The following is a 23,110-nucleotide window of genomic DNA, read 5'->3' as shown; positions in this document are numbered from 1 at the left end:
CGGGTGCCCGTGCCGATCAGGAGGATGTGCGGGGACGACGGGGCCGGCGGTGGACCGGCACGCTCCTGGTCGTCGCCGTGCTCGGCATGGGCGCCGCGGTGACGGCCGGGGCGTACGACGTGGTCGAGCACGGTGAGGACCGCTACGCCGGCCAGGTCATGGACCGGTACGCCGACGACCTGTCGGCCGCGGTCACCGACCGGGCCGGCCGGTACGGCGAGACGGTGACCGACCTGGCCGCGGCCGTCGGCGCCCAGTCCGATCTGCGGGGCGACGACTTCACCCGGATCACCGCCACCCTCGACGCGGTCCGGCTGCCGGGCGCGGCCAGCATCGACTTCATCGTGCCGGCCACCACCGCGCAGGTCCCGGCCCTGCAGCGGCACTGGCGCGGGCAGGGCGATCGGGGGCTGACGCTGAAGCCCGCGCCGGGCCAGGACATGCACGAGTTCGTCATCTTCGAGCATCCGTTCGACGGGGTCGACATCGCCGGCGCCGACCTCGCGCAACGGCCGGCGGCGAGCGAAGCTGTCCGCATCGCGCGGCAGAGCGGCCGTCTGGCGATCAGCCCGGCCTTCCAGCTGATCCGCGACGACAACCTCGAGGCGGCCCAGCGGCAGACCTCGGTGACGTTCGCCGGACCGGTCTATTCCGGGCTCGGCTCGGACGCGCCCGACGTGTTCCAGGGCTGGATCGTGATGCCCGTCCGCGGCCAGGACTTCCTCGGGCAGACGCTTCTCGACCGCGGCCAGGGCGCCGTCCAGGTCCGCGTCGCCGACGGCGCGTCCGCCCTGGCCACGGTCGGCCCGGGCCGGCGGGTGCCCGATGATTCGCTCACCCGGCAGCGGGTCGTCACCGTAGGGCAGCGGCACTGGGACGTCAGCTTGTGGCCCACGACTCAGCTGCTGCGGGCCACCGACCGCGGGCTGAGCCGGTTCACGATGGCCGCCGGGATCGCGCTCACCCTGCTGCTCGGCCTGATGACCGGCATGCTCACCGGCAGCCGCAACCGGGCCTTGCAACGGGTCGACGAGGCCACGGCCCAGTTGCGCGACGACATCTCCCGGCGCGAGCAGGTCGAGGCCACCCTGCGCGAGCGTGAGCGGGAACTGCAGGATCTGGCCTTCCGGGACGCGCTGACCGGGCTGGCCAACCGGCGGCTGTTCCACGACCGGCTCACCCAGGCGCTGGCCGGGCACATCCGGTCCGGGCACCGGCTGGCCGTGCTGTTCGTCGATCTGGACGGTTTCAAGGCGGTCAACGACCGCCTCGGTCACCACGCGGGCGACATCGTGCTGCGGACGATCGCCGACCGGCTGCGCACCGGACTGCGCGCCTCGGACACGGTCGCGCGGTTCGGCGGGGACGAGTTCGCCGTGATCCTGGAAGGGGTGTCGGTGCCGGACGACGTCCGTACGGCCGCTGAACGCGTCATCGCCGAGGTGCGCGCACCGATCGACATCGCCGGCGGGCCCGCGCGGGTGTCGGCCAGCATCGGGATCGCGCTGAGCGGCAGCGGCGCCACCGCGGACGACCTGATGCGCGAGGCGGACAGTGCGATGTACGCCGCGAAGAACGCCGGCAAGGACCGCTACGTCGCGGCCTTCTGACCGATGAAGGCGACCACCTCGTTCATGACCGCGTCGGCGTTGAGCTCGTTGAACAGCTCGTGGCGGGCCTCCGGCCAGGTCAGCTCGAGGTAGTCCGGCCCGCGCAGGTGCTCGACCCCGGACCGGGAGCCCTCGATCGGCACGAGCGGGTCGGCCTCGCCGTGGATCCACATCAGCGGCAGCGAACCCAGCGACGGGCCCTGGGCGACGGCGTCGATGCCGCGGTCGAGGGCGGCCAGCGTCGGCCGTTTGAACGGGCCGTGCCAGACGATCGGGTCGGCGGCGTACTTCTCACCGACCCGCGTGTCGCGGGACAGGGTGGTGATGTCGAGCGGCACGTCCGGGATCTCGTCGAGCGCGAGCAGTTGCGTCACCGCGTCCCAGCGGCCGACGACCGGGCTGGACAGGACGAGGGCGGCCAGCGAGTCGCCGTACCGTTGCGCGTACCGCGCGGCGATCAGCCCGCCCATCGAGTGACCGAGCAGGACGACCGGTAGCCCGGGATGTTCGTGGCGCGCAATGTCGTCCAGGCCGTGCAGGTCGCCGACGACGTCCTCGAAGTCGGTGATGAGCACTCGCTCACCCTTGCTGCGCCCGTGGCCGACGTGGTCGACCGCGTAGACCGCGGCACCGTCCGCGACCAGACGCGCGGCCAGATGCTCGTACCGGCCGATGTGTTCGCCGTATCCGTGTGCGATGAGCACGATGCGCGCCGGTTCCTCCTCGCCCTCCCAGACCTTCGCGGCCAAACCGTCGTACGTCCACTCCCGGGTCAGTGTCATGGTCGCCTCCCTCGATTTCACTCCTGATGGTCGCGCTCCCCGGGAACTTTCGCGACACGGGCGGCGACCAACGCTGCGAGTCACTCATCCCCAGACCCGAGGTGGCCCCATGTCGACGACCGCTCCCCCGTCCACCGAACGCCCGGCGGCCCGCACGAGACCGGCCGGCAAACGCGGCTTCGGTCCCCTGCTGTTACGCCTGCACTTCTATGCGGGCATCTTCGTGGCGCCGTTCCTGTTCGTGGCCGCGCTGACCGGCCTGGCGTACGTCTTCACCCCGCAGATCGACCAGATCGTGTACGCGAACGAACTGACCGTGGCGGACACCGGCGGACAGGTTCGGCCGTTGTCCGAGCAGATCACCGCTGCGCGGAACGCGCACCCGGACGGCACGGTCGCGGCGATCCGGCCCGGCGAGGGCGACGGCACCACGCAGGTCGACTTCGACGTGCCCGGCCTGACCGGCGACCGGCAGCACACGGTCTACGTCGACCCGTACACGGCCGAGGTGAAGGGCCAGCTCACCACGTGGTTCTCCTACACGCCCGTACGGACCTGGCTGGACGACTTCCACCGCAATCTCCAGCTCGGCGACGTCGGCCGGCACTACTCGGAGTTCGCGGCCAGCTGGCTGGCGGTCATCACGCTCGGCGGCCTGGCGCTGTGGTGGCGGCAGCGGTTCGTCCGGCCCGACCTCAAAGCGCGCAAGGGTGTGCGGCGAACGCGCAGTTTCCACGCCTCGACCGGGCTGTGGCTGAGTGTCGGGCTGCTGTTCCTGTCGGCGACCGGGCTGACCTGGTCGCGGTACGCGGGCGGCAACTTCGGCGAGGCGCTGGACGCCCTGAAAGCCGGGACGCCGTCGCTGTCCACCGAGGTGGCGGCCGGTGGCCACCACGGCATGTCCGGTGGCGCCGCGGTGTTCGACCCGGCCACTGTGGACAACGTGGTCGGCGTGGCCCGCGCGAACGGGCTCGACGGTCCGCTCGAGGTGAGCGTGCCGGCCGATGCCACGACGGCGTGGACCGTGGCTCAGGACGACAGCACTTTTCCCGTACGGAAGGATCGGATCGCCGTCGACGCGATGTCGGGGACCGTGGTCGACCGCAGCGACTTCGCCGACTACCCGCTGCTGGCCAAGCTGAGCAGTCTCGGGGTGAGCGCCCACATGGGCATGCTGTTCGGCCTGGCCAACCAGATCTTGCTCGCGTTGCTGGCGCTGGGACTGCTGTGCGTCATCGTGTGGGGCTACCGGATGTGGTGGCAGCGGCGGCCCCGGCACGCCGTGGCCGGTACGCCGCCGGCCCGGGGCGCCTGGCTCCGGCTACCGGCGTGGGGCATCGTCGTGGGGGTGCCGGTGGTGTTCGGGCTCGCCTGGGTGGTGCCGCTGTTCGGCCTTCCGCTGGCCGGTTTCCTGCTGGTCGACTTCGTGGTGGGGACGCTGCGCGCGCGCCGGTCCACGATTCCCGTCTCGCCGCCCCCGGCCGGAAGCTGACCGGACCTCAGCGTTCGTACTGCCGGGCGATGCCGGCGGCCCGCTCGTGCAGGGCCGTACGCAACCACGGCGGTGACACGGCTTCCGCGGCGACGCCGAGCTGCCACAGTGCCCACTCGGCGTGCCGCCCGTCCTGGAACGTCACTTCGAGCCGCAACCAGCCGTCCGGGCCGGCCTCCTCGGCCCGGACGGCCAGGGCGGTGCCGGTCAGCTCGGCCCGGCGCGCCGGATCGATCCGGACGAGCACCACCACCTGATCGCCACCCTCGCGGAATCGCGTGCTGCGCTCCCGCCAGGCCCGGGCCAGGTCCACGCGGCCGGGGCGGTCCGCGGATTCGGCGAGTTCCTCGGCCTCGACGATGCGCGACAGCCGGAAGGTCCGGTCGGCGCCGGACGTCGTGGCCAGCAGGTAGCCCTGCCCGTGCACGCTCACGAGGCCGATCGGGTCGACCGTGCGCCACCGCGGATCCTGGCCCGCCGACGCGTAATGCAGGCGCAGCTTGCGCCCGTCCAGCACCGCCCGGCGCACCGCGGCCATGACGGCGTCCGGCACGTCCTCCTCGGCGGCAGTGGGCCGCGCCAGCAGGTCGGCCCGCGGATCGACCAGCAGCCGCTCGACCGCGTCGGGGGCGGCCCCCGGATGGCTGTCGGGCAGCGCGTCGACCACCTTGAGCAGCGCCGAGGCGAGCGCCGAGCCCAGCCCGAACGTCTGCGTGCCGCGCTGCGACCCGGCCACCAGCAGCGCGAGGCCCTCGTCGGGGGTGAGGCCGGTCAGCTCGGTGCGGAAGCCGGGCATCAGCGCGAACCCGCCGCGCCGCCCGCGCTCGGCGTAGACCGGCACGCCGGCCGCGGACAGCGCCTCGATGTCGCGCAGCACCGTGCGGGTCGAGACCTCGAGTTCGCGGGCCAGCACGGTCGCCGAGAGCCGGCCGTGCCGCCGGAGCAGCAGCACCAGCGCCACCAGCCGGTCCGCCCGCATGCCGGAATCATGCCAGCAATACGTGACACAGGTTGTCGTGTATTGCGGGCGAGGCTGTACGCGAACACCTTCGAGGAGCGGAGAAACAATGCTCGAACGTACGGCGGTCAACCCGTGGACCTGGTCGGCCGGGCTGGGATATCACCAAGGTGAGCTGGTCTCCGGCCCGGCCCGGACGCTCTTCTGCGCCGGCCAGACCGCGATGAGTCCCGACGGCGAGCCGCGGCACCCCGGCGACCTCGCGGCCCAGCTGGCGCTGAGCCTCGACAACCTGGAGGCCGTGCTCGGCGCGGCCGGCATGAAACTGACCGATCTGGTGCGCCTCAACGTCTACACCACCGACGTCGACCGGCTGTTCGAGCACTACGGCATCCTGGCGTCCCGGCTGGGTGCCGCCGGGGCCGCACCCGCCACCACGATGCTCGGCGTGACCCGGCTGGCCCTCCCGACCCTCATGGTCGAGCTGGAGGGGACAGCCGTCGCCTGACCGCCGTCAGATGCAGGGGGTGCCGTTGAACCCGGTCGAGAGCTCGTGCCCGTCCGCGTCCTCGACGCTGACCACCTTGATGTCACCCACGTAGGCGACCTTGGCCGCCGTCTCGCAGATCTCGCGGGCGGCGTCCTTGTCGTCCGGGCCCAGCGACGTCGAGATCTGCACCTGGGTGCAGCTCCCGATCACCTTGACCACCTCGACCGCGTCCGAGGTCATCTCCTTGGCGACCGCCTTCTGCGCGTCGTCGCCGCACTGCGCGACCGGCGCGGTGGTCGGGACGTCGTCGTTGGCGTCCGGGATGTCGTCGAAGAGGCTCGCGCATCCGGTCAGCGAGACAGTGGCCAGCAGGGCGACGAGAGCAACTCGAATCTTCATGAGGACGAGATTGACGGCCCCCGCCAAAAAATCTCTAAAGAGAGGACAGGAACGCGTTGTACCGGGCCAGCTCATCCTCCTCGCCGGTGGCGTCGGCGCGGTCGGCGGCCCGGTCCAGCCGGGCCTGCTCGCGCTCGTCGGAGCGGATCCACTGCCGCACGAGCAGCAGCATCACGACCACCGCCGGCAGCTCGCCGAAGGCCCAGGCCAGCGACGCCCCGAGATGCTGGTCGTCGAGCAGCGAGGCGGCCCACGGCGGGTGCACGGCGGTGTACCAGCCGGCGGCGATGACCGTGGTCGACTGCAGCAGCACGAACCCGAAGAACGCGTGCGCCACCATGGCCAGGAAGTGCACGACGGTGAGCACCGCCGGATGCACCCGCCGGCGGCCCGGGTCGACCCCGATGAGCACCCAGAACAGCAGGTAGCCGGCCAGCACGAAGTGCACCAGCATGGCCAGGTGCCCGAGGTGGTAGCGCATCAGCGTGCCCAGCAGCCCGCCCATGTACAGCCCGTACAGGCTGGTCACGTAGATCACCAGCGCGATCAGCGGATGGGTCAGGAACCGGGCGGCCCGGCTGTGCAGGACGACCAGCAGCCATTCGCGCGCGCCGCGCACCTGTGGGTCGGCCGGGCGGCGCAGGGCGCGCAGCGCGAGCGTGATCGGGGCGCCGCCGACGAGCAGGATCGGCACCGCCATGGACAACACCATGTGCTGCACCATGTGGACGCTGAACAGCACGTACGCGTAGCGGGCGACGCCGAGCCCGGTGATCGCGCCGAACAGCAGCAGGCCGCCCACCCACGAGGCGGTCCGGGCCATCGGCCAGTGGTGACCGGCGCGGCGCAGGCGGATGACACCGGTGACGTAGGCCGCGATCCCGACCGCCACGAAGGTCAGCAGAAACATGTCGGGCAGCGGGTTTCCGAGCATGTCACGGGTGGACATGGGTCCGGGCATGGCGAAGCCGAGCAGCTCGACCAGCGGATCGGGTTCGGTGGCGTTCTCGGGCACCGGCGTCGGGCTGCGCGACAACGCGACCGCCAGCCCGACCGCGCCGGCCAGCACGACGAGTTCCCCCGCAGCGAGGCGGACAAAGGCGAGGCGTCCCGAGGCGTTCCGGTCCGAGGCACTCCGGTCCGGGGTGTTCCGGTCCAGGGCGTTCCGGTCCAGGGCGTTCCGACCCGACGCGTTCCGGTCCAGGGCGTTCCGGTCCGACACGTTCCGGTCCGACACGTTCCGGTCCGACACGTTCCGGTCCGACACGTTCCGGTCCGAGGCGTTCCGGTCCGAGGCGTTCCGGTCCGAGGCGCTTTGGCTCAGGGCGCTTTGGTTCAGGGCGCGCAGCGTGCGGGTGCGGTGCACGGCCCCGATCGCGCCGACGGCGAGGAGGGCCAGAACCTTGAGGAGCACCATTTCCCCGTACGGGGAAATGATCGCGCCCCACGATCCGAGCCGAATTCCCGCGTTGACCGTGCCGCTGACCGCCGTGACGACGAAGCATGCGAGCGCGAGACGGCTGTAGCGGGTGGCCGTGTCGGCGAAGCGGCGGTGCCGGCGTACGAGAAGAAGGCCGGCCAGACCACCCACCCACAGCGCGGCGGCCAGCACGTGCAGCGCGAGGCTGCTCACCGCGATCTGATGGTTGCCGGCGCCGGAAGCGTGCCCGGTGAACGCGGGCGGCAGCAGCGCGACCATGGCCAGCCCGGCCGTGACCGCCGCCGTGCCCCGGGAGAGCCCGGCCCGGGTGAGGATCGCCACGACCAGCGCGAGCCCGATCTGCAGGAGCAGCGCCTGACCCTGCGAGACCGAGAACGCGAAGCTGACCACGGCGTGCGGGCTGAGCCGTCCGACCGGCAGACCGAGGATGTCGGACACGGTGAACAGCACCACGCCGGTCGAGCTCAGCGCCCACGCGAGCGCGAGCCAGGTGGTGCGGCGCAGGAGGACCCAGCCGTACGCGGCCACGCTGCGCCCGTCACCCGGCAGCAGGAACGCCGCCGTGACCGCCAGCCCGATCGTGAGCACACCCAGGATCTCGGCCAGCAGCGTGAACGCGGGCAGCGCCCACTCGGTCACCGGCCCGGGCGTGGGTATGCCGGGCAACACCTCGCCGTCCACGCCGCCGCCGAACACGAGCGCCGCCACCAGCACCACAGCCGCCGCTCCCACGGCCGAACCCACCACAACCGGAGTCTTCGCACCACCTTGCACGTGCGGTAGTCGTTCCGGGCGCCCCCGGAGTTCCGCAAACTTTCTCCGCCCCGCCGAACGGGAGCCTGGCCGCTCGACGAACGCGAGCCTGACGCCCGCCGAACAGAAACTTGTCCGTCCGCCGAACGCGGTCTTGGCCACGTGCCGAGCGGGAGTCGGCCACCCGCCGAACGGGGGCCTGTCGCCCGCCGAACAGAAACTTGTCCGTCCGCCGAACGCGGTCTTGGCCACCTGCCGAGCGGGAGTCGGCCACCCGCCGAACGCGAGCCTGACGCCCGCCGAACAGAAACTTGTCCGTCCGCCGAACGCGGTCTTGGCCACGTGCCGAGCGGGAGTCGGCCACCCGCCGAACGGGGGCCTGTCGCTCACCGAACGGGAAACTGGTCCGCTCGCCGCAGCTGCCGCCCCGCCGAACGGAACTGATCCGCGCCGGTGGACGACGACGGGAACTAATCCGCCTCGCCGAGCGACGATACGAGGGTGGGAGACCCGGACGAGCAGGTCATCGGTGGGCAACGCTGCCGCATGCCCCGGCGGGCGGCCTCGTCCCGGCGGTCGCCGCTGACCGTGCGGCACGCGGGCGGCCGGCTGGTGGTCCGATCCCGGCCGCGTTCCCGCCCCGGCCCACCTGGCCGGGGCGGCCCGGTCGTCGCCGCGCTGGCCGTCGCCCTCGTGGTCGCGTTGGCCGCCTTGCTCGGCACCCACCCCGGCGCTTGGACCTCGCCACAGGGCCCGTGCCCGGCCCGGACTTCCGACGTGGCCACAACCGCCGGCCACACACTGCGCCTTCGCGCCGAGCCTGGTGGCGGCGCCACGCTCATCCACCTGTGCGCCGCGCTCGCGACCGGCCCGATCCGCACCTGGGCGGTGGCGACCGCAGCCGGACCCGTCCCGGTGCAGCGGCTCAGCGACAACCTCGCGCTGGCCTCGGCCGCGCTCACACCCGGCGAACACACGCCGATCACCGTTGACGCACGCCTGGCCTCCGGCGAGGTGCTGCGGTTCGCCACTCAGCTGACCGTCCCCGCGCTGTCGGTCTGAGTCCCGCCCTGACCTCGGCCGCGTGTTCGCGGCCGGCTACCTGTTCCTGGTCAGCCGGGCCCGGCAGATCCGCCGCGGCACTCGCACCCGGCGAACACACTCCCATCACGGTCGAGGCCCCCGTCAGAGGCTCCCTGTCACTACCAGTCTCGGTCCGGCCTCCCTGGGAGCGGGGCGATGCGCGACAGTCGACGATGTCGCTCTCGGAAAGGCTGGACCATGCCCCTCGCTGACGTCGTGTTCGGGTTCGGTGCGCACAGCGCCATCGACGACGCCCCGGAACTGTTGCGCATGACCGGGCAGGCCGACCGGGACGGGCTCGACCTGTTCTCGTTGTCCGACCATCCGTATTTCGGCGCGCGGCTGGACGCGTACGCGGGAATCGGTTTTGTCCTCGGGCGGACCCGGCGGCTGGCCGCACTGGCCAACGTCACCAATCTGCCGCTGCGGCCCGCGCCGATGCTGGCCCGGACCGTGACCTCGCTGTCGGCGCTGTCCGGCGGACGCGTCGTGCTCGGGATGGGCGCCGGTGGACTGTGGGACCGCATCGCCGCCATGGGGGTGCCGCCGCTGACTCCGGGCGCGGCTGTGGACGCCTTCGAGGAGGCGATCGTCCTGGTCCGGGAACTCTCGGGCGGCGGCCCGCCGGTCACTCACGACGGCCGGCACTACCGGGTGGAGCAGATCGAACCGGCCCCGGTCGCCGCGCCGCCCGTGTGGACCGGCTCGAACGGCCCTCGATCGCTGGCCGCCACCGGCCGGGTGGCCGACGGCTGGATCCCGGGGCACGCCGCCGACTGGGTCAGCGAGCGGTACCGGCAGTCCCGGCCGATCATCGATGCGGCGGCGGTGGCCGCAGGCCGGGATCCGCGCGACGTCCGTACGGTCTACAACCTGCCCGGACGCATCACCGAGCGGCCGCTCGCAAGCACCCGCGACGGGGACAACCGCTGGATCGGCGGCTCGCCCGGCCAGTGGGTCGAGGAGCTGACCGGGGCCGTACGGGAGCATGGCGCGTCCGGCTTCGTCCTCTTCTCCCCCGGCGGCGGGACGCCCGACCTGATGTCGCTGGGCCGCTGGGCGAACGAGATCGCGCCGGCGGTGCGCGCGGCCGCCTGACGCACGGGCACCCACGCTCCCACGGAGTGCGGCAGGATGTCCGTCATGCTGCTCAGGGCCGCGTTCGGGGCGCTGTTCCGCGCCGGGGCGTGGTCGGTGCTGGTGGTGCTGGCCTTCGTCGTGATGGCGACGGCGAGCGCCGCCCCGGGGCTGTTCGCCGAGGCCGGGCGCAACGCGGCGTTCCAAGCCGGACGGGCGGCGGTGTCCCCGTCGGCCCGGCAGGACGACGCCGACGTCGTACGGCTGACCGGCTCCCGCTCCCCCGACAGCGCGAGCCAGCAGCGGCTGCTGACCGAGCTACGCACGATCCCGCACCTGACCGAGCCGCGGTTCGACGGCGGCTCGGCGGGCAAGGAACTCTCCTGGTCGAAGCCGTGGGCCTCGACCGTCTCGACCGGCACCCGGACGGCCTCGGCCCGGCTCTACGCGGTCACCGACCCGGCCCACGAGCTGGTCGTGACGGACGGCAGCGGCCCGGCGGGCGGGGTCTGGCTGCCCGAGACGCTCGGCTTCCGGCCGGGTGAGACGGTCACCGTCGCCGTCGAGGACAAGAAGGCCACCGCGCCGGTCACCGGCCTCTACGCGGTCGTGCCGGGTGGCCGCCGCCCGGCCGACCCGCCGGGCGGGAAGGCGTGGGCGCTGCGCGATCGCGACCTGCCGTTCGACACGACCACAACCACGGTCAAGGCCAACCTGATCATCGCGGACGTGCCGGCCACCGAACGGCTGGCCGAGGCGGTGCACGACCAGATCCTGTGGACGGCCGAGTCGACGCTCGTGCCGGGCGCGACCCTGGCTCAGGCCCGCGAGACCGCCCGCGAGGTCGACAACCTGCGGCGGCGGGTGGGCGAGCAGAGCTTCGACGGCGGCACCGACGTGGTGACCGGGCGGCTGGCCAGCGGCATCGGCAAGATCGCGGATCAGGCGGCGTCGGCGTCCGAGACCGTACGGCAGCGGACCCGCCCGATCGAGTGGGCGGCCATCGCCGTCGCGCTCGTCACCGTGTTGGTCATGGCCCTGTTGTCGGTGCGCCGCCGGGCGGTCGAGGTGCGGCACGCGGCCGGCTCGGGAATCGTCCCCCTCGCCGTCGGCGGACTGTGGCTGGCCGAGCATCTGCTGCCGGCCGTGCTCGGGGCGGTCGGGGGCTGGGCTCTGGCCTGGCTGCTGGTCACGCAGGCCGGTCCGCCGGGTGCGGTCACCGCCACGTCGACGCTCGGTGCCGCGTTCGCCGCGGCCGGGGCCGGGCTGCTTGTCACCGGTGTCGTGGCCACGCTGGCCGCGGCTCGCAGCGTCCGGCCGGCGACCCCGGCCGCGCCGCGCCGTCCGTTGCCGTGGGCCGCACCCGTGCTGGTGGTGGCGCTCGCCGCGGGGGCCGGGCTGGCCGGGTCGGGGGCGGACGGCGTACGGGAAACCGATCTGCTTGTGCCTTTGCTGGCGCTGGCCGCGGCCGGGGTGCTGGCCGGGCTGCTGCTCGGGCGGATCACCGGATGGCGCCGCTCTTCGCGCGACCGGCCGCTGCGCGGTGCGGGCTGGCTGACCCGGCGGCGCCTGGCCGACAACTCGGGCGAACGGCGGTTGGCCGTGGCCGTCATGACCGCGGGGCTGGGCATGCTGCTCTTCTCGCTGTGCGCGCTGGCCGCGACCGGCGTCAGCGTCGACGACCGGATCGCGGTGCAGGCGGGCGCGGAAACGGTGGCCGTGCTCGACGGCGGCTCCGCCCAGCTCGATCCGTCGGCGGTCGAGGTGCCGGAAGAGCCGACCGACAAGCCCGTTCCCGGCGTACGCACCCCACCGCTGCCCGGTTATGCGTCGGTGGTCTGGCGCTACGACGCCTGGTCGCCGCTCGACGGCTCGCAGCGCGACCTGCTCGTGGTCGATCCGGTGCGGTTCCGCGAGATCGCGCTGTGGGGACGCGGCCCCGACCTGGCCGCCGCCCGCGCCGCCCTGCCCCGGCTGACCGGCCCCGGCCTGACCGCGCTGGCCGTCGCCGACCCGGCCGCCGCGGGCCAGAGCGTGGTGTCCCTCGACGTCGGCGCCTGGAAGGGCTCGGTCGAGATCGCCGCGCACGTCGCCGCGTTCCCGGGGCTGGACGCGAAACCGACGTACGTGGTCTCGGAAAGCTCTTTCTTCCCGCTGCTCGGCTCGGCCGACCCGCGCCTGAGACCGCGCGACTCCAACGCCTACAGCGGCGCCTTCGTCCGCACGCTGCTGTGGAGCTCGCAGGGCACCGACGCCATCACGTCGCCGCTCGGGGTCGAGCCCGAACGCGTCAACACCGCCGCCACGCTGCGCCAGCGCGACATCTACGTGGCGGCCGCCCGGGCCCGCGGCTACCAGGTCGCCGTGGCCGCCTATCTCGCGCTGCTGGCCGTGCTCGCCCTGTGCGTGCACGCCCAGCGCACCGCCGCGATCCGCCGGGCGAGCGACCTGATGCTGATCCGGGTCGGCCTGGGGCGGTCGCGAGCCCTGCGCGCCCGGATCCTGGAACTCCTCGCGCTCGCCGCCGTCGCCCTGGCCGGGGCGGTCGCCGGGGTGGCCGCACTGCTGCCGCTCGGCCCGCGCCTGCTCGACGAGGAACCCACCCGCCTGCCCGCGCTCCACTTCGGACTCGTCGGGCCCGCCGTCCTGATCACCGTCGCGGTCACCGTGATCGCCGTGGTGGCGGCCGCCCTCTTCACCACCAGCCGCTCGGCCGAGGAGACTGCCTACCGTGACTGACCTCGTACGCCTGGAGTCCGTGACCCACGTGCGCGGCTCGACCACCGTGCTCAGCGAGATCTCGTTCGCCCTGCCCCGGGCCCGGCTCGCCGTGCTGGCCGGCCGGTCCGGGTCGGGCAAGTCGACGCTGCTGCACCTGATCGGCGGTGTGATGGCCCCGTCGTCCGGGTCGGTGACGATCGACGGCGCGCCCGCGACCTCGGTGCACGACTGGGCTCAGGTCGCCCTGCTCCCCCAGCGGCCCGCCCTCGCCCCCGAACTGACCGTCGGCGAGAACGCGCACCTGCCGGCCCGGCTGCGCGGCCGCACGCCTCCCCCGGCGTCGCTGATCCGGCTCGGCCTCGACGCGCTTTCCACCCGGCCCGCCCACGACACCTCGCTGGGCGAGCAGCAGCGCACGGCGATCGCCCGGACCCTCGTGCTGACGCCCGCGGTGGCCCTGCTCGACGAGCCGACCGCCCACCAGGACGACGAGCACGTGGCGCTGGTGCTCGAAGCGCTCACGGCCGCGGTCGCCGAGGGGACGCTGGTGCTGGTCGCCACCCACGACCAGCGCATCATCGACCTGGCCGACGTCCTGCTGCCCCTGCACTCGGGCCGCCTGTCCTAGTTTTCTTGCGGACGCAGGACGATGCGGCCGTGGGACTTGCGGTTGGCCAGCGCGCGGTAGGCGTCCTGCACCGCACTGAGCGGGAACGTGGCCGCGATCGGGATGTGCAACTCGCCCTCGGCGGCCAGCCCGGCCAGTTCGGCCAGTGCGGGCAGGCCGCCGGCGTCGATCGTGCCGAGCGCCTTCACGCCCTTCTCCTTGGCGCCGCGATAGTCGACCACCGTGTCGATCCGGTCGCGCGGCACGCCCAGTTCGAGCGCGAGGTCGATGTAGCCGCCGCCGACCGCGTCGATGAACGCCTGCACACCCTTGCTGCCGGCCACGTTGAGGATCCGCTCGTCCTCCCCCTCGCCGTAGCGCACCGGCCGGATGCCGTGCCGCGTCAGCAGGTCGAAGTGGGCCGCGCTGGTCAGTCCGATCACGGTTGCCCCGGCCCGGATCGCGAGCTGGGCCGCCGTGAATCCGACCCCGCCCGACGCGCCGGAGACCACCAGCGTTTCCCCTGTACGGGGATCGACCGCCCGAACCGCACCCAGCCCCGCCATCGGAGTCGTGTAGAGCGACCCCGCCACGTCCCACGACAGGCCCTCCGGTTTCCGCACCAGCTGGGCCGCCGGGATTGCGACCAGTTCCGCGTGGGCATCCCAGCTCTGCAGCCAGCCGAGCACCTCGTCGCCCACGGCGAACCCGGTCGCGCTGTCGCCCACCGCCACGACGACGCCGGCCAGGTCGCGCCCCGGGATGTACTCGCTGCCGCTGAGCGCCGGCAACGCCCCCGGGTTGAGCGCGCCCGCCTCGACCCGGACGACCACCTCGTGCGGCCCCGGCACGGGCTCGGCCACCTCGTCGACGAACAGACCGTCGATGCCCTCGAAACGGTCGTAACGAACTGCCTTCATCGTGCGCCCCTCAGCTATCAACGGAATCACTTTCCTGCTTCCGACGTTAGCACCCGTCGGTTATCGTGGTCCGCATGTCCGCCACCGCCGCCCGCCGCGCCGACACCCGGTCCCGCATCATCGAGATCGCGGCCCGCCGGCTGCGTGAGGAGGGGCCGGCCGCGGTCACCACGCGCGGGATAGCCGAGCTGGCCGGCGTGCAGGCTCCGATGATCTACCGCCTGTTCGGCGACAAGGACGGCCTGCTGGAGGCCGTAGCCGAGCACGTGATGGCCGATCTCGTGGCCGGCAAAGCCGCGGCCGCCGCCGGCGACGACCCGGTAGCCGATCTGCGGACGGCGTGGCAGCACCAGATCGCCTTCGGCCTGGCCAACCCCGCCCTGTTCCGCCTGTTGAGCGACCCCGGCCGGGTCCGGCGCTCACCCGCGGCGCGCACCGGGCGCGAACACCTGCAGGAGCGGATCCACCGGATCGCCGCCACCGGCCGCCTCCGGGTCAGCGAGCAGCGCGCCGCCGGGCTTCTCGAGAGCGCCGCGATCGGCACCATCCAGGTGCTCCTGGCCGCGCCGCCGGAGGAGCGTGATCCCGGTCTCGCGGCCGGCATGTACGACGCCGTCCTCGCCCAGATCCTGGACGTGGCGCCCCCGCCGGCCACCGGCCCGGTCACGCCGGCCGTCGCCGTGCGGGCCGCGGCGCCCGGCCTCGAGGCGCTGACACCGGTCGAACGCCAGATGCTGGCCGAGTGGCTCGACCGCGTGATCGCGCACGGCTCGGGCGGCGTGGCATCATCGCCGGCGTGAATGACTGGGTCTACAACAACCGTCCGGCCGGCGTCCGGTTCGTGCCCGAGCGGGTCGCCGAACCCGCCCGCACCGAGATCGAGGACCAGATCTGGTCGTGGATCGTGCGCGGCGCGACCGACACCGACGACTTCGTCGACTGCTTCGACGGCGTCTTCGCTGTCGACAACGCGGAACTGGTCGCCGCGTTCGACGCCGCCGTCGCCGCCCGGCGCACCCAGCAGCAGGCCTGGGGAGCGGTGACCAGCAACCTCACCCGCGCCTTCGACGAGCTCAACGCGGCCGGCGTGCTCGCCCGCGAGAACTTCACCTGCTGCGGCACCTGCGCCGCGACCGAGATCCACGACGAGCGCGACGACTCCCGGCACTGGCACGGCTACCTCTGGTACCACCAGCAGGACGCCGAGGCGCTGGCCGAGAGCGCCGCCGGGTCGGTCTATCTGGGCTACGGCGCCTACCCGCCCGCCGACTTCGACCGCGACGCGTACGCGGCCCTCACCGAGGACGAGCAGCAGGCGCACTACCGGGCCGGGGTCGAACGCCTGCTCGACGACGTGGTCTTCCCCGTCCTGCGCCGGCACGGCATGGAGGTCAACTGGAACCGGAAACAGGAGACCCGGGTCCAGGTGACCGGCGCCCGCTGGTACGCGCCGCTTGCCTGAGCCGGCCCGCCGGGGAGACGCTGCACGGATGGAGTTCGAGGAACAGCTGTTCGCGCTGTGGCTGGGTCCGCCGATCGAGGCCGACTTCCGGCTTGTGTACGCCGACCCGGTCGTCATCAACGGCACCCCGATGACCGTGACCGACCTGGTCGCCCGGGCGTCGGCCCTGCACAGCGCGTTCACCGACCACGAGTTCGAGATCGTCGACCGGGTGCGCGCCCCGGGCAAGCTGACCGTGGCGTTCCGGCACCGGGCCCGGCACACCGGCGTCTGGTCGACGCCGCTGGGCGACCTGCCCCCGACCGGCCGCGTGGTGAGCGGCCTGGGCATCGACGTGCTGACCCTCGACGACGACGGCCGGATAAGCGCCATCTGGGTGCTCTCCGACGAGCTGCAGCGCATCCTCCAAGCGCAGACCGCCGCCTGATGCACTCGACCTACGACGCCGAGGCGGACGCTGCCTACTTCACCGTCGCGGAGCGCGACGCGCCCGCCCTCGAGCAGGTGGTCGTCGAGCGTCCCGGCCGTGGTGACATCGTGCTCGACTTCGATCCGGAGGGCCGCCTGCTCGGCGTCGAGGTGATCGGCGCCCGGTCACTGCTGCACCCGACCGTCCTCGCTGAGGCCGAGCAGCTGTGAGCGGTCAGGCGTCCAGATCACCTGGTGCGCCGGCGTTGACGCACTGCTGTCCGGCAGCCGCAGGCCGGATCGGCGGCAGAGCTCCGACACCGTGGCGGCGTAGCCCACGGCGTCCTCGGCCAGCTCGAAGTACTCACCCCACGTGGTGTCCACCGTCAGGCTGACCCAGCGGAGCCCGTCGGGTGGGAGTTCGATCGCCGAAACCGAGATTTGCGATATCTCCACCCACGGCAGCTCGACGACATCGGTTGCTCCGGGCCGCACGACCTGGCCGAAAACCGAGATCAGGGGCTCGGTCACCGACGTCACGATGATGCCGTCGCCGGTCACCTCGATCCGCTGCCGCATTACCCAACCCTAGGCGCCGTGCTCGGCTCGGCCGGGCTCGCGGGTGGCCCAGGCTACGGCCTTCTCGATGAGTTCCCAGGCGAGGATGCCGGCCACGGCCAGCGGGACCATCACCCACCACTTTCCCAGTACGCCGAAGTCGCCGGAGCGGCCCATCGCGTGCACTACGCCGATCGCGGCCAGCGGCGTGCAGGCCAGGCCGATCACGAGGCGGCGGATCCAGGTGCGTGTCTTGCCGGTGTTCTCCATGCGGGAAAGTGTGGCCGCCGGGGGTGCCCGCGCGGATCTGGCGACGGGCGGAGACCTGCCTATACCGCAAGGCATAGCCGCTACGAGCCGGCGAACCGCAGATGGTTGCCGTCGGGGTCGATCAGCTCGAACGACACCAGGCCCGGCAAGCTCTCGTCCAGCGGGGGCCCGCCGCGGGTGCAGTCCACCGAGGCGGCCGGGGGTCCACGCCGGTCGTGCGCTACGGCCGGATGTCGCACTCAGGCCGGCGAAGCCGCGGGGACCTGGATGGTGCGGTTGGGTCGGTTGTGCCGGCGTACGGGAAAAGCCCGGCCGATCTGAGTCGATCGGCCGGGCTGATGGTGCGGATTGTCAGACGGCGAAACCGCGGTGACGGCGGACCAGCTTGCGCGCCATGAAGACGGTCTGGGCGATCGTCGCGATGTAGAGGATCGGCCAGCCCAGGGAGAGGATCGCCGACTGCACCGCGACGCTCTGCTGGGTCCAGGCGAAGACGGCGCCGCCCATGATGGCCACCAGCACGACCAGCGGCATGACGTAGGCGGAACCCTTGCCCTTCTCGGCGTTGGCCTGAGCGGCCCAGTTGTCCTGGTCGGTCTTGGCGAAGAACTGGGCCCAGGCGCTGACGAAGTGGCCCATGCGGATCCACATGTACAGCTCGGCCGGCAGGGCCAGCGCGGCGTACATGATGTCGGACGCGCTCTTGTCCTTCATGGACAGGGCCAGGCGCAGGTTGAGCAGCACGGCGACGGCCGGCGGGATCAGCCAGATCGGGTTGAACTTGAACGCGTTGATGGACAGCGCCGCGACGAGCAGCAGCATGAAGCCGAGGCGGGAGGCGATGTTGAAGCCCATCGAGATGTTCTCGTACCAGCGCAGCCGCAGGTTGGGGTGCAGCGGCTGGCCCTTGTTGTCGCCGCGCTGGCCCGGCCAGAACAGGTCGATGGCGCCGAAGTTCCACTTGACCTGCTGGCCGTGCAGGGCCCGCAGGTTGGTCATCGGGCCGACGAAGGCGCGGGCCGAGGCGCTGATCTTGGTGCTGTAGCCGGCGTCCTTGATCTGCAGCGAGAGCTTGCTGTCCTCGACCTCGGAGTCGCGCACCCAGGGTGCCTGCTGGTGGTGGCGCACCATGACCATCTCGAGCGCCTTGACGTTGAACAGGCTGCACTGGCCGCCGAGCACGGCCATGTTGCGGCCGCGCAGCAGGTTGTCCATGTTGAACGCGGCGAACTGGGCGCGCTGGCCGGCGATCAGGAAGCGGGCCATCAGGCCGCGGAAGCGGCTCTTGTCGATGCTGTAGATGGCGCTGAGGCCGCCGATGCGCGGGTCGTCGGTCATCTCCAGTTCGAGGCGCTCGACGGCGTCGCGGGCCAGAGTGGTGTCGCCGTCGACGCCCAGGATGAAGTCGTAGCCGCGGGACAGGAAGTAGCCGTAGTTGAGGGCGCCGACCTTCTTGTCGGGGTTCACGCCCATGTCGTGCACGTGGATCTGGGTCGTGAACTCTTCACCCTTGACCATGCGGGTGTGGATGCCCTCGAACGTACGGGCGATCTCCGGGGTGTCGTCGTCGGTGTTGTTGATGATGACGTGGATGACGTCCGGCAGGCGGGTCTGCGCCAGCAGGCTCTTGAGCACGTCGGCGATCGTGTCCTGCTCGTTGTAGCAGGGGATGATGCAGCTGATCGTCGCGTGGCGCGGCGCGTTGGCCGACCGCTGGGCGATCTCGCCGGACACCGTCTCGATGGTCTCCAGGTCGGTCAGCTGCGGGGTGGCCGGCGGCAGGGCCAGCTGGGCGGCCCGCGCGCTGCGGGGCAGCAGGATCTGGCGGTCGGACGCGCGACGGAATCCGGGAACGTTCTCGGTCACTGGGTGGCACCATTCGTGAGCAGCGGCAGAGTCAGGGTGTCGAGGGCCGTGGAACGGTAGTAGCTGTTGGACTTCGGGGCGGTCTCGACGAGCAGATCCAGCCGGACGGTCAGCGCGAGCGTCTTCGCTCCCGTCGTCGCTGCCGGCAACGTCACCACGGTGTTGTAGGGGTAGGGCGGGGTGACGTCGAACTTGCCCGTGTCGGTGGCGACGTCGGCCCGGGCGGTGCCGTCGTCCTGGGTGACCTGGAAGGTGGTCAGCCGGACCCGGTGCGTGCTGTCGGTGTCCTCGATGTGGGCGGAGATGTTGATCGTCTTCTGCGACTCGGCCGTGTAGAGCTTGGCGTTGTCCGAGGTCCAGTAGGTCAGCTGGACGGTGAAGGTGCCCTGCTTGATCGTGTGGGTGACGGTTCCGGTGTCGAGCGGGCCGCTCGCCCGGGCCGGCAGCTTGACCGCCTCGACGGTCGTCGTCGCGCTGGGGGACGCGGACGGCGACGCGCTGGGCGTGCTGGTGCCGGGGAGCAGGGGTTTGCTGCTGCTGGTGAGCTCGGAGAAGCTCGAGCAGCCGGACAGGCTGCCACAGAGCACGACGGCTGCCATGCCCAGGCGGAGGGTTCGATTCATTCGGCTCGTCCCGCGGGGTTTCGGTTCGGGTCTGGGGTAGTTGCAGATCGGCGATCCGACCCTCGCGTTGAGAGATCCTGGTGTGACCGTCGTCACTCGCCGCGATACAGGTCCGCCAGTTCGGACCCGATGCGGGCCAATTCGGCACGTACGGACCCCGGCTCGAGGACTTCCACGGCCGAACCCCAGCCGGACAGCGTCCGGGCGATGTCGCGGGGCTCCGGAGCGCCGACCCGGACCCGGACGAACTCGCCCTCGTCGAGCACCGGGTGGAAGTGCCGGCCGAAGTGGTCGCGCAGCACCCAGGCGAACCGGGCCGGGATCCGTACGGTGGCCCACGTACGCGACCGCCGGTCCTCCATCTCGCCGACCACCTCGGCCCAGGCCGCGTCGAGGTCGAAATCGGCGGGCCGCTCGAACCCGTCACCGGTGACGTCGAGCCCGGCCAGCCGGTCGAGCCGGAACGTGCGCTGCCCGCGGTCGGTGCCGGCGATCAGATACCAGACGCCGTCCTTGTCGATGACGCCGTACGGGTCGGCCACGCGCGGCGCTCCGCGATAGTCGAACCGGACCCGCTGCTGCCGGACCACCGCCGCCTGCAGCCGCCGCACCTCGTCGGGCCGCTCCTTGTGCACCGCACCCCATCCGGCCGGGTCGACCAGCGTCGCTCCCGCCGCCGCCTGGGCCTGGCTCCGATACGTCTCGGGGAGCGCCCGCACCAGCTTGCGCAGCGCCGCCTTGACCTCGTCGGACGACTCCGCGGCCGGTCCGGCCAGCAGGAACAGGGCCTGGGCCTCGCCCGCCGACAGTCCGCTGAGGTCGGTGCGGGCGCCGCCCACCAGCTGCCAGCCGCCGTGCCGGCCGGGCTGCGGATAGACCGGGATCCCGGCCGCCGACAACGCCTCCAGGTCACGCCGGGCCGTCGCCACCGACACTTCCAGCTCGGTGGCCAGTTCGGCCGCGGTCACCCGGCCCCGCGCCTGCATCAGCAGAAGAGCGGCAACAAGACGGTCAGCTCGCATGATTTTCAGTCTGCCCGGAAAAGTGCTCAAGAGGTGAGCACTTAAGGCGCGATGCTGTGCGCATGACTCTTCGCGGACTGACCACCGTCTCCTTCTTCGCGGACGACCTCGACGCCGCCCGCGCCTGGTACACCCGGGTGTTCGAGCTCGAGCCGTACTTCGTCCGGGAGGGCGCCTACCTGGAATGGCGGGTGGGCGACTACCAGCACGAGTTCGGCCTGCTGAACAGCCGGTACGCCCCGCACCCGCACACCGGCACGCCGTCCGGCGCGATCGTCTACTGGGCCGTCGACGACGTCGAGGCCGCCTACCAGCGGCTGATCGCGCTCGGGGCCACCGAGCACGACAAGCCGACCGAACGCGGTCCCGGTTTCGTGACCGCGTCGGTGCTCGACCCGTTCGGTAACGTGCTCGGCGTGATGCGCAACCAGCACTACGACGACGTGCTCAAGGCCCGTTGATCACGGCCGCGGCTTGCGGGAGGCCGGGCCGGGATGGGCGCGCTCGGCGACGACGCCTACGCCGAGCTGATCAGGGCCGGACTGCCGGCCTGAGCCGGGCGGTGGTGGGGCGGTCGGGGGCGGCGGCCGCCACCAGCTCATCGATCGCGTCGTCGAGGGCCGCGAGCACCTCGGGCAGGGCCGCGGCGCCGTCCCCCGGGATGTCGTAGGCGGACGACACCAGGTGGTCGACCGCCTCGAGCAGGGGCTCCCGGCCGCCGCGGTCGAAGCCCCGGATCAGCGCGCCGGCCATCACCGTCTCCATGCCCATGACGACCTCGTCGTCGCCGGTGCGGCGGACCAGGCCGTGGCGGCGCAGCGCGACGATGATCCGGCGCAGGGTACGGGTCGGCACGTCGGACGGGTCGGTCATGCCGGCGAACTGCTGCACCAGGAACGGGCCCATCTCCGGGTTGTCCATGATCGCGGCGATCTCGCGCCGGGCGATCACCCCCAGACGCAGCCGGGCCGGGTCGTCCCGCAGCTCGGCGGCGAGCGTGGCGAACGTGCCGGCGACCTCGAGCAGCAGCACCGCCTCGCGCAGCCGGGCCTTGGACGGCCAGTAGAGGAAGACCGTGCCCTTGCCCACCCCGGCCCGGGCGGCGACGGCGTCCACCGTGGCCTGTTCGACTCCGGCCGAGAGGAACTCGGCCCGGGCCGCGGCCACGATCGCCTCGGCCCGGTCGTGTGCCGGTCGTGCCACCTCGCCACCTCCGACGCGTTATTGACTGGTGCTACCTTAGCAGTCAATAACGACGACGGGAGCGACACATGACCCAGCTGGTCGTGGTGACCGGAGCATCCACCGGGATAGGCGCGGCCACCGCCCGCGAACTGGCCCGCCAGGGTTTTCACGTGCTGGCCGGGGTGCGGCGCGAGCAGGACGCCGGCCCGGGTGTCGAGCCGGTGATCCTCGACATCACCGAGCCCGCCCACATCGAGGCGCTGAGGGCCCGCGTGGCCGACGACGAGCGACCGCTGCGGGCACTCGTCAACAACGCCGGCATCCAGGTCAACGCGCCGGTCGAGACGCTGCCGATGGATCAGTGGCGGTGGACGTTCGAGGTCAACCTGTTCGGGCACGTCGCCGTCACGCAGGCGCTGCTGCCCGCGCTGTTGCGCAGCGGGGGCCGGGTGATCAACATCAGTTCGGTGGGCGGACGGGCGGCGATGCCCACCTATGGGGCGTACGCGGGAACGAAGTTCGCTCTCGAGGCCGTGAGCGACTCACTTCGCCGTGAGGTCGAGCCACTGGGCATGCGCGTGGTCGTGATCGAGCCCGGCGGCGTGCGCACCGAGATCGCCGGCCGCGGCATCGCCACCGCCAACCGCCTGGCCGACGGGATGACCCCGGAACAGACCGGCCGCTACGGCGGCCTCGTCCACGCGATCAACTCGCTGATGGCCTCGGGCACCGGGTCGGGGGTCAGTGCGGAGACCGCCGCCCGGGTCATCGCCACGGCGGTGACCAGCCGCCGGCCGCGTACCCGCTACACCGTCGGGCGTGATGCGGCCGCGCTGACCCGGCTGACCCGGATCCTGCCCGACCGGGCCCTCGACCGGCTCATCGCCACGACCGTCAACCGGCATCGGCCAGCAGTTTCCAGCCCCGTTCCAGCCAGGGCTCGGAGCGGCGGCGGAGCAACTGGGCACAACCCTCGGCCGTGACCAGGGCGAGCTTGGCGTCGTCGGAGGTCATGTTCCCGGTACGGATCGACTCGTCGTACTCGTCCCAGTCCTCGATCTCGACGCGGTTCCCGTCCCGGTGCAGCACCGGGTCGAGTTCGAGGTCGACGTACTGCCAGCCCTCCTCGATGCGGGTCGGCGGCAGGCACACGTCGATCTCGAGCCGCCGGTCGGCCGGGTCGCCGACCCACCAGGTCGCCCACGGACGGCCGGTGGCCAGCAGCACGACCACCGGCACCGTGGACCGGCCGGAGTCGTGCGGGGCCCGCCACGGCGAGCCGATCGGGGCCAGCAGCCACGTGCCGTCGTCGTCCTCGGCGACCGTGGAGAAGTCGAACGTGTAGAGGCCGCCGGGACGCTTGATCTTGTGTAGACGCACAGT

25 protein-coding genes are annotated in these 23,110 nt (G+C 72.3%); 13 read left to right on the top strand and 12 right to left on the bottom strand.

Translation table 11 applies throughout. From position 1 onward, the window contains the following. Positions 1-26 precede the first annotated feature (26 nt). Positions 27-1,610 (top strand): diguanylate cyclase domain-containing protein, encoded by a 1,584-nt coding sequence (locus tag KOI35_RS14775; protein ID WP_215787662.1) that lies wholly within the window; start codon positions 27-29, stop codon positions 1,608-1,610. Here the strand turns inward: KOI35_RS14775 and KOI35_RS14770 are convergent. Further along, positions 1,592-2,392 carry an alpha/beta hydrolase gene (locus tag KOI35_RS14770; RefSeq protein ID WP_215787652.1) on the bottom strand — a complete coding sequence of 267 codons (801 nt, stop codon included), beginning with the start codon at positions 2,390-2,392 and terminating at the stop codon, positions 1,592-1,594. The genes KOI35_RS14775 and KOI35_RS14770 overlap by 19 nt on opposite strands. 109 nt (positions 2,393-2,501) lie before the next feature. On the opposite strand from KOI35_RS14770, the gene KOI35_RS14765 reads away from it, so the two are divergent. Beyond that, positions 2,502-3,884 (top strand): PepSY-associated TM helix domain-containing protein, encoded by a 1,383-nt coding sequence (locus KOI35_RS14765; protein ID WP_215787650.1) that lies wholly within the window; start codon positions 2,502-2,504, stop codon positions 3,882-3,884. A gap of 7 nt (positions 3,885-3,891) precedes the next feature. Here KOI35_RS14765 and KOI35_RS14760 read toward each other — a convergent pair whose 3' ends face one another. Further along, the gene (locus tag KOI35_RS14760) at positions 3,892-4,863 is read right to left on the bottom strand and encodes a helix-turn-helix transcriptional regulator (protein WP_215787648.1); all 972 of its coding nucleotides are present in this window, start codon (positions 4,861-4,863) and stop codon (positions 3,892-3,894) included. Positions 4,864-4,951: 88 nt separating this feature from the next. Between KOI35_RS14760 and KOI35_RS14755 the strand changes: the two genes are divergently transcribed. Then, the gene (locus KOI35_RS14755) at positions 4,952-5,350 is read left to right on the top strand and encodes a RidA family protein (RefSeq protein ID WP_215787646.1); all 399 of its coding nucleotides are present in this window, start codon (positions 4,952-4,954) and stop codon (positions 5,348-5,350) included. 6 nt (positions 5,351-5,356) lie between these two features. Here KOI35_RS14755 and KOI35_RS14750 read toward each other — a convergent pair whose 3' ends face one another. Beyond that, positions 5,357-5,731 (bottom strand): hypothetical protein, encoded by a 375-nt coding sequence (locus KOI35_RS14750; RefSeq protein WP_215787644.1) that lies wholly within the window; start codon positions 5,729-5,731, stop codon positions 5,357-5,359. 34 nt (positions 5,732-5,765) lie between these two features. Next, positions 5,766-7,904 carry a bifunctional copper resistance protein CopD/cytochrome c oxidase assembly protein gene (locus KOI35_RS47355; protein WP_308120988.1) on the bottom strand — a complete coding sequence of 713 codons (2,139 nt, stop codon included), beginning with the start codon at positions 7,902-7,904 and terminating at the stop codon, positions 5,766-5,768. A gap of 522 nt (positions 7,905-8,426) precedes the next feature. Between KOI35_RS47355 and KOI35_RS14735 the strand changes: the two genes are divergently transcribed. From KOI35_RS14735 to KOI35_RS14720, 4 genes are all read left to right on the top strand, one after another. Next, positions 8,427-8,987, top strand: a complete 561-nt coding sequence (locus KOI35_RS14735) for a hypothetical protein (RefSeq protein WP_215787642.1) — start codon at positions 8,427-8,429, stop codon at positions 8,985-8,987. Positions 8,988-9,206: 219 nt separating this feature from the next. Continuing rightward, the gene (locus KOI35_RS14730; protein WP_215787641.1) at positions 9,207-10,106 is read left to right on the top strand and encodes an LLM class flavin-dependent oxidoreductase; all 900 of its coding nucleotides are present in this window, start codon (positions 9,207-9,209) and stop codon (positions 10,104-10,106) included. Between the two features lie 45 nt (positions 10,107-10,151). Continuing rightward, complete coding sequence (locus KOI35_RS14725; protein WP_215787639.1) at positions 10,152-12,824, top strand: hypothetical protein; 2,673 nt, start codon at positions 10,152-10,154, stop codon at positions 12,822-12,824. After that, on the top strand, positions 12,817-13,434 hold the full coding sequence (locus KOI35_RS14720) for an ATP-binding cassette domain-containing protein (protein ID WP_215787637.1): 618 nt from the start codon (positions 12,817-12,819) through the stop codon (positions 13,432-13,434). The genes KOI35_RS14725 and KOI35_RS14720 overlap by 8 nt, the downstream gene beginning before the upstream one ends. Here KOI35_RS14720 and KOI35_RS14715 read toward each other — a convergent pair. Continuing rightward, on the bottom strand, positions 13,431-14,333 hold the full coding sequence (locus tag KOI35_RS14715) for an NADP-dependent oxidoreductase (RefSeq protein ID WP_215787635.1): 903 nt from the start codon (positions 14,331-14,333) through the stop codon (positions 13,431-13,433). The genes KOI35_RS14720 and KOI35_RS14715 overlap by 4 nt on opposite strands. Positions 14,334-14,407: 74 nt before the next feature. Here KOI35_RS14715 and KOI35_RS14710 point away from each other — a divergent pair, with 74 nt between their 5' ends. Genes KOI35_RS14710 through KOI35_RS14695 form a run of 4 tightly spaced genes read left to right on the top strand, consistent with a single transcriptional unit; the run spans position 14,408 to position 16,434 of the window. Beyond that, on the top strand, positions 14,408-15,133 hold the full coding sequence (locus KOI35_RS14710; protein WP_215787633.1) for a TetR/AcrR family transcriptional regulator: 726 nt from the start codon (positions 14,408-14,410) through the stop codon (positions 15,131-15,133). After that, the gene (locus KOI35_RS14705) at positions 15,130-15,795 is read left to right on the top strand and encodes a DUF6891 domain-containing protein (protein WP_215787631.1); all 666 of its coding nucleotides are present in this window, start codon (positions 15,130-15,132) and stop codon (positions 15,793-15,795) included. Before KOI35_RS14710 ends, KOI35_RS14705 begins: the two co-directional genes overlap by 4 nt. Before the next feature lie 28 nt (positions 15,796-15,823). Then, the gene (locus KOI35_RS14700) at positions 15,824-16,222 is read left to right on the top strand and encodes an ester cyclase (RefSeq protein WP_215787629.1); all 399 of its coding nucleotides are present in this window, start codon (positions 15,824-15,826) and stop codon (positions 16,220-16,222) included. Next, positions 16,222-16,434, top strand: coding sequence for a DUF2283 domain-containing protein (locus KOI35_RS14695; RefSeq protein WP_215787627.1), 213 nt, complete (start codon positions 16,222-16,224; stop codon positions 16,432-16,434). Before KOI35_RS14700 ends, KOI35_RS14695 begins: the two co-directional genes overlap by 1 nt. Here KOI35_RS14695 and KOI35_RS14690 read toward each other — a convergent pair. The 5 genes from KOI35_RS14690 to KOI35_RS14670 all read right to left on the bottom strand — a co-directional run bounded on the left by KOI35_RS14690 (position 16,390) and on the right by KOI35_RS14670 (position 20,542). Further along, the gene (locus KOI35_RS14690) at positions 16,390-16,782 is read right to left on the bottom strand and encodes a hypothetical protein (RefSeq protein WP_215787625.1); all 393 of its coding nucleotides are present in this window, start codon (positions 16,780-16,782) and stop codon (positions 16,390-16,392) included. The two genes, KOI35_RS14695 and KOI35_RS14690, sit on opposite strands and share 45 nt — an antisense overlap. A gap of 9 nt (positions 16,783-16,791) precedes the next feature. After that, the gene (locus KOI35_RS14685) at positions 16,792-17,031 is read right to left on the bottom strand and encodes a hypothetical protein (RefSeq protein WP_215787624.1); all 240 of its coding nucleotides are present in this window, start codon (positions 17,029-17,031) and stop codon (positions 16,792-16,794) included. A 351-nt stretch (positions 17,032-17,382) separates the two neighbouring features. After that, entirely contained in the window at positions 17,383-18,897 is a 1,515-nt protein-coding gene (locus KOI35_RS14680) for a glycosyltransferase family 2 protein (RefSeq protein WP_215787622.1), read from the bottom strand. After that, the gene (locus KOI35_RS14675) at positions 18,894-19,520 is read right to left on the bottom strand and encodes a hypothetical protein (RefSeq protein WP_246613060.1); all 627 of its coding nucleotides are present in this window, start codon (positions 19,518-19,520) and stop codon (positions 18,894-18,896) included. The genes KOI35_RS14680 and KOI35_RS14675 overlap by 4 nt, the downstream gene beginning before the upstream one ends. A 92-nt stretch (positions 19,521-19,612) precedes the next feature. Continuing rightward, complete coding sequence (locus KOI35_RS14670) at positions 19,613-20,542, bottom strand: helix-turn-helix transcriptional regulator (protein WP_215787620.1); 930 nt, start codon at positions 20,540-20,542, stop codon at positions 19,613-19,615. Between the two features lie 62 nt (positions 20,543-20,604). On the opposite strand from KOI35_RS14670, the gene KOI35_RS14665 reads away from it, so the two are divergent. Further along, complete coding sequence (locus KOI35_RS14665; RefSeq protein ID WP_215787618.1) at positions 20,605-21,003, top strand: VOC family protein; 399 nt, start codon at positions 20,605-20,607, stop codon at positions 21,001-21,003. A gap of 70 nt (positions 21,004-21,073) precedes the next feature. On the opposite strand, the gene KOI35_RS14660 is transcribed toward KOI35_RS14665, so the two are convergent. Beyond that, a complete protein-coding gene (locus KOI35_RS14660) occupies positions 21,074-21,745 on the bottom strand; it encodes a TetR/AcrR family transcriptional regulator (protein ID WP_215787616.1) in 672 nt (223 codons plus the stop codon). A gap of 68 nt (positions 21,746-21,813) precedes the next feature. Here KOI35_RS14660 and KOI35_RS14655 point away from each other — a divergent pair, with 68 nt between their 5' ends. Further along, entirely contained in the window at positions 21,814-22,710 is an 897-nt protein-coding gene (locus KOI35_RS14655) for an SDR family oxidoreductase (RefSeq protein WP_215787614.1), read from the top strand. Here the strand turns inward: KOI35_RS14655 and KOI35_RS14650 are convergent. Continuing rightward, on the bottom strand, positions 22,622-23,107 hold the full coding sequence (locus tag KOI35_RS14650) for a ribonuclease FAU-1 family protein (protein WP_215787612.1): 486 nt from the start codon (positions 23,105-23,107) through the stop codon (positions 22,622-22,624). The two genes, KOI35_RS14655 and KOI35_RS14650, sit on opposite strands and share 89 nt — an antisense overlap. Positions 23,108-23,110: the final 3 nt, after the last annotated feature.

The organism is Paractinoplanes bogorensis, assembly GCF_018829635.1.
GTDB classification, from domain to species: domain Bacteria; phylum Actinomycetota; class Actinomycetes; order Mycobacteriales; family Micromonosporaceae; genus Actinoplanes; species Actinoplanes bogorensis.
This window is presented reverse-complemented; position numbering and strand designations above follow the sequence as displayed.